At 56.7% G+C, this 13,120-nt stretch carries 11 protein-coding genes and 1 pseudogene; 2 read left to right on the top strand and 10 right to left on the bottom strand.

The features are described 5' to 3' along the window. Window positions 1-151: 151 nt before the first annotated feature. From ECTHA_RS0108420 to ECTHA_RS17735, 6 genes are all read right to left on the bottom strand, one after another. Window positions 152-964, bottom strand: a complete 813-nt coding sequence (locus tag ECTHA_RS0108420) for a VPLPA-CTERM sorting domain-containing protein (protein WP_026623651.1) — start codon at window positions 962-964, stop codon at window positions 152-154. A gap of 651 nt (window positions 965-1,615) precedes the next feature. Next, the gene (locus tag ECTHA_RS17745) at window positions 1,616-2,716 is read right to left on the bottom strand and encodes a nucleotidyltransferase domain-containing protein (protein WP_025280407.1); all 1,101 of its coding nucleotides are present in this window, start codon (window positions 2,714-2,716) and stop codon (window positions 1,616-1,618) included. Beyond that, window positions 2,716-3,612, bottom strand: coding sequence for an HprK-related kinase A (locus tag ECTHA_RS19475; RefSeq protein WP_128571828.1), 897 nt, complete (start codon window positions 3,610-3,612; stop codon window positions 2,716-2,718). The genes ECTHA_RS17745 and ECTHA_RS19475 overlap by 1 nt, the downstream gene beginning before the upstream one ends. Before the next feature lie 38 nt (window positions 3,613-3,650). Then, the gene (locus ECTHA_RS19910) at window positions 3,651-3,977 is read right to left on the bottom strand and encodes a hypothetical protein (RefSeq protein WP_128571829.1); all 327 of its coding nucleotides are present in this window, start codon (window positions 3,975-3,977) and stop codon (window positions 3,651-3,653) included. Window positions 3,978-4,058: 81 nt separating this feature from the next. Then, window positions 4,059-4,670 carry a hypothetical protein gene (locus tag ECTHA_RS0108405; RefSeq protein ID WP_025282268.1) on the bottom strand — a complete coding sequence of 204 codons (612 nt, stop codon included), beginning with the start codon at window positions 4,668-4,670 and terminating at the stop codon, window positions 4,059-4,061. Between the two features lie 531 nt (window positions 4,671-5,201). Beyond that, a complete protein-coding gene (locus ECTHA_RS17735) occupies window positions 5,202-6,644 on the bottom strand; it encodes a VanZ family protein (protein ID WP_051582628.1) in 1,443 nt (480 codons plus the stop codon). Between the two features lie 205 nt (window positions 6,645-6,849). On the opposite strand from ECTHA_RS17735, the gene ECTHA_RS19905 reads away from it, so the two are divergent. Both ECTHA_RS19905 and ECTHA_RS0108385 read left to right on the top strand, forming a co-directional pair. Beyond that, a complete protein-coding gene (locus ECTHA_RS19905) occupies window positions 6,850-9,627 on the top strand; it encodes a chondroitinase-B domain-containing protein (protein WP_156946829.1) in 2,778 nt (925 codons plus the stop codon). An 88-nt stretch (window positions 9,628-9,715) separates the two neighbouring features. Further along, window positions 9,716-10,714, top strand: coding sequence for a glycosyltransferase (locus ECTHA_RS0108385; protein ID WP_051582627.1), 999 nt, complete (start codon window positions 9,716-9,718; stop codon window positions 10,712-10,714). Window positions 10,715-10,788: 74 nt separating this feature from the next. Here ECTHA_RS0108385 and ECTHA_RS19470 read toward each other — a convergent pair whose 3' ends face one another. The 4 genes and pseudogenes from ECTHA_RS19470 to ECTHA_RS20045 form a co-directional block, all read right to left on the bottom strand. Continuing rightward, window positions 10,789-11,928, bottom strand: coding sequence for a sugar-transfer associated ATP-grasp domain-containing protein (locus tag ECTHA_RS19470; protein WP_084306873.1), 1,140 nt, complete (start codon window positions 11,926-11,928; stop codon window positions 10,789-10,791). A 148-nt stretch (window positions 11,929-12,076) separates the two neighbouring features. Continuing rightward, the gene (gene tnpA / locus ECTHA_RS0108380; protein WP_025281648.1) at window positions 12,077-12,508 is read right to left on the bottom strand and encodes an IS200/IS605 family transposase; all 432 of its coding nucleotides are present in this window, start codon (window positions 12,506-12,508) and stop codon (window positions 12,077-12,079) included. Window positions 12,509-12,678: 170 nt separating this feature from the next. Then, a complete protein-coding gene (locus tag ECTHA_RS17720; protein WP_025281226.1) occupies window positions 12,679-12,888 on the bottom strand; it encodes a hypothetical protein in 210 nt (69 codons plus the stop codon). Next, window positions 12,885-13,120 (bottom strand): annotated as a pseudogene (locus ECTHA_RS20045) (AAA family ATPase); the annotation flags it as partial. The gene ECTHA_RS17720 and the pseudogene ECTHA_RS20045, both read right to left, overlap by 4 nt.

Genomic DNA, 13,120 nt, shown 5'->3' with positions numbered 1-13,120 from the left:
TGCCGCCCGATGATATCACTGGCCTGAGAGGTTCAGCCCGCCGCCACCCCAGACACAGCTGCAACACAGGCCCCCGTCTAACTCTTCCGCTGATCCCCGGCATCGAGCCGATCCAGGATCGCCAACGCCCCCCAGGCATCCCTAGTGCCGCCTATGACCTCCTGGCCAGCCCGACTCCCAGGATGCCCGCCAGCATCAGCCACAGGGTGGCGGGCAGAGGCACCTCGGTTGCGGTTGCAGTCTTCCACACCAGCAGGTTTTGTGAGGTCGCCGAACTCAGCACATAGAAGTCCAGACTCGCAGCAACTTGATTCGCGTTTCGGGTTTCGCCAACCCACAGTTCAACATCATTGTGCACCGCATCACCAAAACCCGAAAATGAAAGCTTGTCAGCGTCACTGACTTCCCACTCGTTGACGATTGCCCAGAGGGCCAACTGAAAAGCCGCATCCGTTTCAGCTGTTGCCCCTAGAGCAATCGACCCAGCATCCTCATCGACCAAATTGCTCCGGGCAAAAAGAGCAGATATCTCAGAAAAGGTCGCTTCTGCCCACTGCTCATCCGAACCGTGGATGGAAGAGCCCAGGTAACCTTTCAAAGACCAAAGCGAATAATCATTCCGCAGATTCTGGCTGCTAGCGAGCACTTGCCATGTCTGGATGCAAAACGCATTGAAATCACCATCTTGCCCCCAAAAGACATCCTCCTCCGGGACGCTGTCACGACCGGTGCCAAGGGTCATCCGATACATACCGGCATGTACGCCACTGACCCAACCATCCTCAGCGGCGTGTGTCTTTAACCTTGGCTCATGGATATCGCCCGTCGTGGAGCCAGCTTGAAAACCTTGGGGTACGCCTTTGAATTCGACAGATAAGTTCCCGACGATAGGAGCAGCCTGCAAGCTACCCGCCCCCATGCCTGCAAGCACCAGGACCATAAACCTAATCAGAATCTTTCGCATGGGAAGCCTCATCACCCGTTAGACTTGGCACATCCAGGGAGGACGCGCCCATAATGGGCAAATACACAAACCATGCCAGCCTTATATTTCCTCCAAATTACAATCACTTAAAAGAATAGACGATCCACACCCGGATGCGCTTGTAAACCATACCGCCATCAGTTTTCGTTTTTGAGACACCAATCACAGAATTTTCCAAAAAACTTCAGATGAGCCCCACCCTTCAGGATGCTCAAGACGTAGCCCGCCCGGTGTTTTGTGAGACTGATCTCATTATGACCACAGTATCGTAAGAATCACCGACAACCCATCAAGAACCCCGAGAAAACCAGGGCGCCCACGCCGGCTCGGTGCGCCTACCAGTTTCCCCACCTACCCACGAATAGAGCATCAGGTGCAGCGATTACAGCGAAATGGGGGGCAGGAGCGCTGATAGCTCCGTCACCAACCGGTGGATATGGGGCGTCTTGTCCACACAGCAATAGGCCCCACTAATCATGTCGGCCAAGGTCTAAAGGCCGCTGGTAAGATTACATTTTCAGGCATAGGCGGCTACGGAGGGGAGACGGGGATCATGGAGAACGCTCACCGCCCGGTGACATCACTGGCCTGAAGCTCCGAAAGTCCTCCAAGCGAGGTGAATCGAATCGATTACCTCCGCCCCGCGACGGGGTCTTTGGGGAACACCCCATACCAAGCCTTGCGGCTCAAATGCTTCATCAGCAGGGGCGTTGGCATCTTCTCTTGATGCCCACGAACGATCAAGAACCATTCCTTCAGTGTCTCCGCCAGCGTCTTCTCGTGGCTATCACGAACGGCCAGCCCCGATTGAAGGGAACTTCGCAATAACATCCCTCCAAGCCCATTTGGAAACGACGCTTCCGCCCAAGTCACCAGATCTTCAGGCAGTGGCGCCTCCAGCAAGCTGTCCAGGAAATGAACCGCCAGCACCAAGGGCTCCGTCAAACCCAATTCCATCGCTCGACTTTGAATTCTTTCCCAGAAATCGTCATGACCGAACTCCTCGGCCATGCGATATAGATCCCAGAGGTCACGAGAACCATGCATCATCTCGCCCTCCGAAAAGAAAAGATGCGTGGCACTGTGCAGGAACATGTCCTCTGGCATCAGCACGCGAAATAAGCCCCTGTCCACGTTAACCGAAGCGTCGATCAGACGCTGCGGATCCGTTTTCAATCGGGCCGTCGGCGGCAAGATAGAGTGGTGCACATCCAAGGTCGTTCCGCGCTTGATATGCTGCATGGGGGGCAACTCATGCATCCACTCTCGATAGTAACGCTGGTCATAAGGGTCGTGGTGGGAATTCACCCACCCGCGCATCATCAAGCATGCCTCGACAGCGTTTAAGCGTCCTCGATCCACTAGAATATCCACATCGCTGAACATCCTGCCGGCCGAAACCTTCAGACCCTCCACATGATAGGCAGCACCTTTCAATAACACGACAGGAGCACCCAACCCTCCCAATGCGTCTTCGATACACGACAGTTCCCACTCAAGCTCAGCATGGTAGGTTTGGGAGATCCTGCGTGCCCAATCCAGGTGGCGCCGCGGCCCCTCCGAGATCTGCTGCCACACGCCAGCCTCATTGATCCCAATGGCCAGACTGCCGAGCAAACGACTTACCCGCGCTTGACGAATCAGCAGATCCCACTCATTGAGATCGAGATCACACGCCAAGTCTGGGGCCTTGAGCACACAAAAGAGCAGCGATTCCCCCGCCTCGCCCATCACACCTTTCCTGATTCGTGAATCTCTTGAACCAACGCCATCCCATCAGCCAAGGATCCATACCTGATCTGAAAACACCGGCAATGCTCTACCAAGTCAGCCAACACGTGGAAGCCATCCTCGCGCAACACCGACAAATTAAAAGCGCTTTCCAGCAGCTGACTGAATGCCGAAGCAGGTCCCAATTCTGTCATGGAAGGTGCCGCTCCTGCAGAGAACAAAGGGAACACAACCCCAAACGGCCTCGCAGGCACTGCCGCTTTCTCCACGCTATCCAGCGGTGGACGCATCAGCGCCACATCACCCTTTGTGGTGTCCGATACCGTGGGAGAGAAAGGCTCTGCACCAGCATATTCCCGCATGACGCCGATAGAAGCATTCTTGAGGCTGATGGGTCGGCATAAGCCTTCCACCTCACCGCTAGACGGCTTCAGCAGCGCCAACTCATCGGAGAGAAGCCGCCAACCTGAATAGCAGAGGCCAGCAACCAAGGTACTCTTGCCCGAACCGGGCGGAGCCGGAATAATCAAGGCCCGCGCATCACTTTCCACCACTGCGGCATGAAGCACCAATCGGTCGTGCACATGCTCATACACGCACCAATTGAGACCCCACTCGAGTAGCGGCAAAGCCTGGGCGTATGGCAGAGGCAGGAAAGTAGCAGCGCCATTATGCCGAAAGTTCACCTGTCGGCCTAACCATCGTCGGGGAGAGCGTGGCGGCGTCACCTGAACGGAAAAATCGGCTAATCCATAAGTGACTACAGGATGATAACGATACAAATGGTGAACACCATCCGCGACCAGTCTAACATTGCTACGCAGGCGAAAGGAAAGCGACCCAGCCTGGATGACGACCCCACATCCAGCAACGAGCTTTCGGAAATTAGCCGGCAAGAAGTCCCCGACCCGAAGAAGTGGTGTGTTAGGAATGTCTATACCACTCTCTTAATGATTGCAAGGCGCTCCATGCTTTCCAATGAAGCCAGGACAAGTTGCCCCAAATCCTCTCCCTGAGGTGCACCCGTGTAGTTTTGACTCAAGCGCTCAACCAACTCACCAGACAAACGCAACACGCCGTTTACCGAGTCCATTTCACTCAGCAGTCCCCCACATAACGCCGAGAGGACATAAATGTCACCCGACTCCAGATGGAAAACCGCAACACCATCCGCCCAGTAACGAATAACAAGCCGAGAAGAATCCAAATACCACCCAGGACACAAAGCTTGCGTCACAAGATCCGCCTTCAGATCACTCAAGGACACACTTGACCACAAGAGCTGTAGCGACCAAAGTTTCCCATTAACCGTCTCATCACAACCGGGACAACGAGCGCCCGATTAATCTTCAACATCAAAATACTCGTCCTCGTTGTCCTCAGGAGGGTCTTCGTAGGTCGACCAAAGATAGGTCAGCACCTCAGGCTTGCCCCACTCAACCCCAGCTGAGACCTGATACTTGCCACCACCATCAATGGCTTCCCACATCGCCTTAACTTCCAATGTACTCAATGGATAATTATCAACGCGTAATGCATTCATATAGGCTGCGACAAAAGCCCTGGCAAGATTGCCCTCGTCACGGAAGTTCAACTGATTCGGCGTGTGATATGGCCTGACGACAACATGTCTCATCGTGAGAAGGTCTTTATCGTATCCACCCAACTGCCTGATGTGGTCATTGGAACCGAACACACGGAGAAATGTGTTCTCCTCATCAAGGAGAAAGGAGTCATGGGATCCGCCCCCCTTACCTTTGTTCCCCCAGTAACCAGGTGAACGACCACACTCCAGAGTTGTTCGATCCCCCTTCCGGCCGCTCGCCTTGGCTGAATCAAAACCCGAGGGCGTATCAGCCTCACAAGTCCCCGCCATCAAGGGCTTGTTCACCATCGCAAACAAAACTGGTGCCGAGCTAGCCGCGAGGGCAAACTTCCGGCGTCCCCGATCCATTCGCTCCCGGGACGGCCCTTCTCTAGGGCAAGCCTCGGTGCTCGCCTGCTCGTTAGTGTCAGTGATGGGAGTTCGATTGGACATGGAGTCACAGCCTCTATATAGCGTTCGAGCCTTCAGCACAGATGGACAGTAGCGAAGCGCACATGTTCAAAGCCTTCTCGGCCGAGCAGTGCCGACCTGTCATTGCCTAACCGCACCTCAAGACGTCTTAACTGAAATTAGCAAAAAACAGGCCAAAAAATGCAACCCCATGAAAACAAGGGCCCAACACAACGAAGATGTGATTCAGATCACATTGAGAGCACGCCTAACGTAAACAAATCTGACGCCACTCTCAATGGATATCCAGTCAGCAATACACACTCTGCCTGCGATGATCCCGAATAAGTTGCCCGAAAGCAATCCCGATAACACCGCTTTCCAACCAGATCCGCTCCATATGAGGGCTTCGTGAAGCGACCAAGCGGTACTGTTCGGTGCTGAAGTAGGACACAGCATCTCGTAAGAGATTCCGACACCCGCAGCCCGCTAGCGCGTGGAACCCTCGCCTCCCCGCACAAACCCCTCATCCGCCGACTCCACCCCGGGATAGGTACTCCCTGAAGCCACCGAGCGCTGCCGAGAAGCCTCGGCACGCCCTCGCGAACGATCAGCGCGAGCCATCGCGCGCGCATTCCGCTCTATAGGGCCCCGCAACCCCCACCAAACCACCCCACAAGCCTGCCACCCCAACCAAGCAGCAGCAGCCGCAATCCATACGCTAGTAGGATCTGGCCTCAACCCCGCCATGAACAGCTTACCCGCCTCCATCACCAAGGCCAGCAGAAATGCCACTCCAATCGCCAGCCACAACCCCCGCCGGGGTGTAATGCCCCTCGCCCCCCAACGCCACAGCCACACCCCGATGCCCACAGGCAAATACATCATCACATGGAAAATCAGGCTGCCAAGGGCCACCGCCTCAGGCACCGTATAGTGATACCAGAAAGGCAAAAACCGCAACGACTCCAGCTTGGCCAGCACCGACCCAGTTTCCATTGCGAAGCCCTTACCGCCCCAGTTGATGAGCACCAACAGCAACAAAAAAGGCACCACCGAAGTGGCCACCAACGGACGAGCCCAATGCCTGAGCTGGTCGGGGCCGAGGTGATGCCGCATCGCGAAGAATGCCAACCCAAGAACGATCCCAACGGCACGAGACAAGGCAGAACCGCCCTCGGCAACCCCCGAGACCGTCAAGAACTGCCCCCACTCCACAAACAGGCCAAACGCTAATGCCGGCACCGCGCCAGAAACCAGCAACCCAAAGCCTCTGAGCGCAGGCGCTCGTCTCTGTAGCCACCACCCCAAGAGAATCCCAACCGGCGCGGTGATCATCACCACCATGCTGCGAAGCACCCACCACTGGCCCACATCAGCCTCGGAAACCGGGGCACGCCACAGCCCCCACCGATCCGAATCCAGCTTGGCGGACACTTCCTGCCAGGACAACAGGAAGTCCCAAGGCAGCCAAGCGACCAGCACGTACACCACTGTGTAACTCAACAAAGCCCACCAGAGAGCGGCGAGCCCACCCTGGCGCAATAGCGACAACCACCGCCGCCCCGGCCCCGACAACCCGAACCAGGCCAGCACCCCCAGCACGCCACCACTGAGGTTGCCACTCATATCCAGCAGCGAGGGCTCACGCCGGGGCAACCAGTACTGAAGGAACTCAACTGTCGCCGTGGTCGCCAAAGCCAGTAGGGCCACGAACAGCCCCACCACGCAATGCCCCCAGACGCCACGCACATAGCCGGAAAGCCAGGCCGTCCAGAACAGCCCCAGCGGCACGAAAAGCAGGATATTCGCCACCCACTGCTGACGCGCCGAGGCACCCATCTTGGGGAACGTGAGACTGGTAAAGTGTGACCAGGCCTGGGCGACACCCTGGTTTCCGAACTCGAAAGGCATCAGGGTGGCGTAGAGCACTGCCAGCAAGGACAGCCATGCTGCAACCGCGAATCTGGTTCGATGCGAGAGCCCTCTAGCCAATGAGACCCACCCTCAAAACCCGAAAAAATGCATGCGCCACTACAATACCCAAGCATGCCGCACGGACGCGGGCACATTCCAATTGATTTCCATGCCGCCACCCGGGACAATTCTCGCACCGACCCGTACGCGAGCTCACTCAATGGACGTGCTTCGTATCAGCCTACCGGTGTTAACGCTGACCCTATCACTGCTGGCAGGTGTGAGCCATGCCAAATCCCAGGAAGTTCAGGACGCCAGCGATCTTAGAGAGGCCCTGCGGAACGCCACAGCAGGGGACACCATCACGCTCCTGCCAGGTGACTACTTCCTACCCAGCATTACCCTGAGACAATCAGGTGAGCGAGACGCTCCCATTGTTCTAGAATCGCTGATCCCTGGTGCCGCCCGCATCTGGACCGACCACACTACACAATTCAAGATCTACGGAGCCCACTGGCACATCATCGGGCTGGACTTCCAAGGCAGCCGCAATGCCAACCACGCCCTGCACATAGTGCAGGACGCGGATCATGCGCGTATAGAAGGCAACCGCTTCCAGAACTTTCACGCCGCCATCAAGGCCAACGGTGAGGGCGATCCCAGGACATTTCCTGACCATGTGCAGCTCACACGTAACATCTTCATCAACGACTACCCCCGAGACACCCGATCTTCTGTCGTCCCCATCGACATCATCGGAGGCCAGGATTGGCGAATCACCGAAAACTTCATTGCCGACATCGCACACGCACCTCACCGTGTCGGTCGCAACACCAGCGCAGCCTTCGTCAAAGGCGGGGCCCAGCGTGCTATCTTCGACCGCAATCTCGTCATCTGCGAGTGGCATCACACAGGAGGCCACCGCGTTGGTCTCTCCCTCGGGGGCGGGGGCTCTTCCCCCGCCATTTTCGACCGGAGGGGACTGGGCAATTGCGATACGGATTGCCCCGAATCACTCAATGGTCGGATGACCAACAACATCATCCTCAACTGCCCCAAGGAACCTGGAATTTATCTCAATCGCGCATCAAAAGCGCTTATCGCCAATAACACCATTTACAACGCTTTCGGCATCCAGGCACGCTTTCCGGAAACCCAGGCGCGAGTGTTCGACAATATCCTCACGGGCAACATCTGGGAGCGAGACGGTGGTGAGGCTAAGGCCGAAGACAACAAAACCACTGGGTGGTTGGCGCAGGCCAGCTACCTCCCGGTGATCCAGAGTCGCATCCAACAGGGCCAATCTGACAGCCCTACTCAGGCTCTCGCCTGGCACAAACGCCTGAGCCGAACCATGATCAACGGCCTGGAAACCTCACTGGAGCGCCTGGGGGATACCGCCGTTGGGAAGGGCGTAGGACGTTTCGATCGGTGGTTCTTGGCCCCACAAGCCGGCGACCTGAGGCTACTGAATGGACAGGATTTAGTGGCGCAAGGGAGTTGGACGAACGATGTCACACACGACTTTTGCGGCCAAGAACGATCCAACCCGGTGGATCTCGGTGCCATTGAGTACAAGGCCGGCGAGTGCGATCTGATGACGGAGCTTCAAAGACGTCATGGCCCCCTTTTCACCTCACTAACGACACCTAAGGATCCAGCGCCTCCGGACTGGACTCGGGTGCATAGTGGCAAGGAAAAACCACTTGCCCAACCCCTACCTCGTCGAGTTATCCAGGCAAACCCAGACAACTACCGGGATAAGATCCGCGCACTGCAACCAGGAGACCATCTCCAACTGTCTTCGGGCACCTATCCACGTAACCTGCGTTTGCAGAACATAAAAGGCACCCCCGAAGCCCCCATCGTGATCTCTGGACCCGAGAGCGGCGAACCAGCGATCTTTGAAGCACGCGATGGGGAAAACACCATCAGCCTGAGTCGCAGTGCACACGTCACCGTTCGGCATTTGACTCTGGATGGACGCGGCCGCAATGCCGCTGGCGTCGTCCTGGAACGCAACGGCCGCTACGCCCACCACATCACCCTCGAACATCTCACCATCAGAAACTACGACGCCTCACAAGGCCACACGGGCATCACTACCCGTGCCTCAGCCTGGGATTGGACCATCCGGAACAACCACATCCACGACATCGGCACAGGCCTATACCTGGGCCGCCCCGACGGTAGCGCTCCCTTCATTGGTGGACTCATCGAGAATAACGCCATCCGCCGTACGCTGGGCTACAACATGCAGATCAAGCATCAAGATGTCCGTGACCGACTACCCGGCATCCCCACCGAACCCAGGGAAACCATCATCCGCCACAATCTGTTCAGCAAGGCCGAACGTGCCAGTAGCGACTCCTCGGCACGCCCCAATCTGCTGGTGGGACACTGGCCAACCGAGGGGCCAGGCCGGCATGATCGCTATCTGATCTACGGCAATCTGTTTCACGAAAACCCCCACGAGCGCCTGTTCCAAGGCGAGGGCAATGTGGCGCTGTACAACAACCTGTTCTTCAACAGTCGAGGACCTGGGTTGATCATCATGCGCCACAACGACGTGCCCAAGGCCGTTTACATCCTGCAAAACACCCTGGTCACCGCTGGCACCGGCATACACATCACACATGCCGACCCGGATTACACTCAGAAAGTGACAGGGAATGCCCTTTTCTCTCCTAACCCGCTGCAGGTCATCGCCTCTATCGACACCGAACACAACTTCACCGCCTCTCTGGAATATGCCGTGCCGTACCTGCACAATGCCACCCCGCGCCTGGAGCAACTGGATCTTTATCCACGCCCCGACGCCTTGGTCCGCACCAAAGCCATCCCCCCGGTGGATCACCTACCCCATCTGGACCTTGACTACAACCACCGCCCTCGGGAGCAGGCCACCTGGGGAGCCTTCGATGGAGCCAAGCCACGCAACCCAGGGCGTGAAACCAGTATCGGACCTCCCTTCAAGCTTGACTGCCCAAATTGCTAGCGCACCATAGCCAAGGCGTACCCAACAAGCCCCGATTCTGGTAAAACACGTTGCCAACATCGTGGCACTCCTAACCCGGCGGATATCAATGATTGCCCCCCCAGCTCCCCCCAAAAGGGAAGACGAAAACACCTCCCGCCCACTCGTCTCTGTGGTCATCCCCACCCATAACGCCGAACGCTTCATAGGCGAGGCCATCGACAGCGCACTGGACCAGGACTATCCCCACAAGGAGATCATCGTGGTGGATGATGGCTCGACCGACCAAACCCTGGACATTGCCCGATCCTATCAGGATCGCATCACCCTGATTGCGCAGGCCAATCAAGGGGCGGCCGTGGCACGCAACGCCGGCCTGGACGCAGCACAAGGCGAGTTCATCGCATTTCTTGATTCCGACGACCTCTGGCTACCGGGAAAGCTAACCGCCCAGGTCCACCATCTGCTGCGCCACCCCGAAATCGACTTGGTCTTTTCCCGATGGCGTGTATGGAAACCGGATCCAGACGAGGAGTTCTCCATGCCCTCCGACGAGTTCCTGGCCTCCTCGGACGACCCGACCAAGGATTCGCCCGACATCGTCCCTGAGAAATCCGGATGGCTCTACAACCAACTGCTATTTACATCGGCCTTGCACACGATCACCGTCATGGCGCGTCGTCGCCTGATTGAGCGCGTGGGCCCATTCGATGTGGAGTTGAAGCGTGGACAGGACTATGACTACTGGATACGCGCCTCACGGCACACCCAAATCCACCAGCTAGATCGGGTGTTCGCCCTGTATCGGTTACACGGCAATGGCTGCGCCAAAAAGTGGCCCCACGAAAACTACGAACGTATCGTGGTGGAAAAGGCGCTGGCGCGCTGGGGCTTGGTTGGCCCCAATGGGGAGCGAACAGAACCTAAGGCAATCAAAAAACGACTCGCCGAGACCAGCTTCAGTTTTGGATACCGACATTATTGGGAAGGGGACCCCATGCTCGCCCTACGGGCCTTCTGGCATGCGGCAAGGAACCAACCTGAGGCCTTGGCAAACTGGCGTTATCTCGCCATGAGTCTAGTCAAATCCAAGTGGGGCCAGCCATAGTGCAACAGTCCGTATATTTCGAATATTGGCGCCCAAGCGTGGACCTACTTGGCTTCTTGCCCCTACGCCCCCTTTTACTTCTTTGACCTTAGCTCTTTTAGCAACCTAGGCCCTCTGGAACGACGCCATTGCCGAGATAGCCAACAGGTGGCAGCAGGTAATAGACCAGGCAGCGCCGTAGGAAAAACCAAGCCAAAATTCGCCAAATCCGCACGCACATCATCTGTTAAGTAGCCATTCGTATGCACTTGCGTTAGGGGCAAACTCCATACAGCATTGCCTTCAATAATCACCGGCCCCTCCGGAGTGTACGCAATGTCCCAACCCACCGACCTAACCCCAGATATTGATTTTGCTGCCCGTTCACAAACCTCTACGATGGAATTCCACCCGGGCACTTCTCTACCTTCTAAATGGACTTGGGTATCCGGGTGAAAAGCGGTCCAGCGGCCACCGTAGGATGGCTTTGACACGCCCTTGCCAAGACGCCCTCTCTTCAGATCGACCGCCACAGATAATCCACCCTTGTCCCAATTATCAGCAGAACTCCCTTGCCGCCCCAAACGTAGCGCAGCCATCTGAACCTTACAGTGCCCCGATTGGTCAATAAATGTGATAACTCGAAACGTATTAACAGTATAGGGACCAATTTCCTTCATGAAGGGATGCTGATCAATGTATTCCTGCACCAGCCATCCATCATATCCTCCCCCATAGTCGAGGAAAGCGTCTCTGGGCAACAAACCCGTGAACTCTTGTAAGCTAAACTTTTTTCCGGAAAACAAAACATGAACCGATTCACCATCACCTCGACCGACCTCACAAACGATAATATTTTGCCCTTGCCGCCCACCTCTCGGCTTGAATACCAGACGAGTCGGAAAATCACAATTTCGAATAAACGCATCTCTTAGGTCATCTGCCGTCCTCAACGGCCGCCCGCCAGCGGTCACGCCGTGCTTTTCGTGAAACATACCGTAGGTTTTAGGCACGGGCAACGATAGGGACAAAAAATATAGATGTGTAACCCACTTATCTTCGAGGACATGCCTTTGCTGACAACGATTGATTTTTGGACGAAAATAGAGGTCATTCCAACGATTAGAAAGGTATTGAGTCGCTCTAGCGGGGTCCGACAGTCCTCCAAGTCCATATAATTCATATTCCTCATCGGTAAACCCAAGACCCAAAATCCGCAATTTCTTGAACATCATCACTGCCCCCTCCACGACATGAAATCCACCTGGAGCCCCAAGAGCCTCCAAAAGAATATAAGCAGTAAGTATCCCCCGGCAAAGCCGGGGGCTTTAATTTGTGAGCCGCTCAAAGCGGCATAAACATGGAGCCACCTGAAGGTGGCTTTCAGCTCCAGAGCTTCATCTGGTCAAGGCGCTTGTCTTCGGCTTCTTGGTGACGGATGTACTCTCGTATCGTCTCCTCGTCACGCCCCACCGTCGACACAAAGTATCCCCTGGCCCAGAAACTCTGTCCCACAAAATTCCGCTTCCTCTCTCCGTACACCCGGGCAATGTGAATCGCACTCTTGCCCTTGATGTACCCCACCACCTGCGATACCGCATACTTTGGTGGGATCGAGATCAACATATGGACATGGTCCGGCATCACATACCCTTCTTCAATCCAGCTTTCCTTCTGCCTCGCCAGCCGATGGAAAACTTCCCCCAAATGTCGCCTCAATTGGCCAAAAAGGGCCCTGCGGCGATATTTCGGGATGAATACCACATGGTATTTACACTCCCACTTGGAGTGGCTTAGGCTCTCATATTCGTCCATTGGGGTTGTTGTTTCCCAGATTATTCCACGCCCCTTTCCCCACACAGATCCTGGCTACAGGCCGAGTGTTTTCCCGGATTATGCCCTCGGGTGGAAGATTCCTGGAAGGTGAACGGATGCGGGAAGCTGGGGGCGCGAGCCTTGGGTGACTCGCGCCCGGGGGCAAGGACTCAGAAGGGATCCTGCTCGTCGTCGAACAGGGAGGTCTGGCGGGTGTCGATGGAGGGCGCTCGCTCGGCGGCCAGGGCTTCCTGCAGGGCGAGGTCGTAGCGCTGGCCGATATGCTCGGTGAGGATCTCCAGCAGTTCCCACACGGCCAGAGCCTGTTCCGGGGTCCAGTGGCCTGGCAGCGGGATGGTGAGGGTGTGGTGGTGGTTCATGGTCGCAGTTCCTCCAGGGCGGTCTGCAGGTGCTCGGCACTGACCTGGCGGACCTGTTGCTGGGCGGCGCAGGTCAGGGCGTAGTGGGCCAGGCGGCCGACAGGGCGGGGCATGCCGTGGGTGGCCTGATAGAGGGCCTCGATGGCCTCCGGCTCGAACAGGGGCAGTTCGCAGCCGACCAGGCGCAGACGGTGGGCCAGGTAGTCGGGCAGTTCCTCGCGGCTCAGTCCCC

Source organism: Ectothiorhodospira haloalkaliphila ATCC 51935 (assembly GCF_000633935.1).
In the GTDB taxonomy this organism is placed as follows: domain Bacteria; phylum Pseudomonadota; class Gammaproteobacteria; order Ectothiorhodospirales; family Ectothiorhodospiraceae; genus Ectothiorhodospira; species Ectothiorhodospira haloalkaliphila.
Note: the sequence above shows the minus strand (reverse complement) of the source record. Positions and strands in the feature narration are given on the sequence as shown.

Excerpts from the sequence above, each read along its gene's own strand:
- ECTHA_RS0108420 (WP_026623651.1), bottom strand. The coding sequence starts at position 964 with ATGCGAAAGATTCTGATTAGGTTTATGGTCCTGGTGCTTGCAGGCATG.
- ECTHA_RS17745 (WP_025280407.1), bottom strand. The coding sequence starts at position 2,716 with ATGGGCGAGGCGGGGGAATCGCTGCTCTTTTGTGTGCTCAAGGCCCCA.
- ECTHA_RS0108405 (WP_025282268.1), bottom strand. The coding sequence starts at position 4,670 with ATGGATCGGGGACGCCGGAAGTTTGCCCTCGCGGCTAGCTCGGCACCA.
- ECTHA_RS19905 (WP_156946829.1), top strand. The coding sequence starts at position 6,850 with ATGGACGTGCTTCGTATCAGCCTACCGGTGTTAACGCTGACCCTATCA.
- ECTHA_RS0108385 (WP_051582627.1), top strand. The coding sequence starts at position 9,716 with ATGATTGCCCCCCCAGCTCCCCCCAAAAGGGAAGACGAAAACACCTCC.
- ECTHA_RS19470 (WP_084306873.1), bottom strand. The coding sequence starts at position 11,928 with ATGATGTTCAAGAAATTGCGGATTTTGGGTCTTGGGTTTACCGATGAG.
- tnpA (WP_025281648.1), bottom strand. The coding sequence starts at position 12,508 with ATGGACGAATATGAGAGCCTAAGCCACTCCAAGTGGGAGTGTAAATAC.
- ECTHA_RS17720 (WP_025281226.1), bottom strand. The coding sequence starts at position 12,888 with ATGAACCACCACCACACCCTCACCATCCCGCTGCCAGGCCACTGGACC.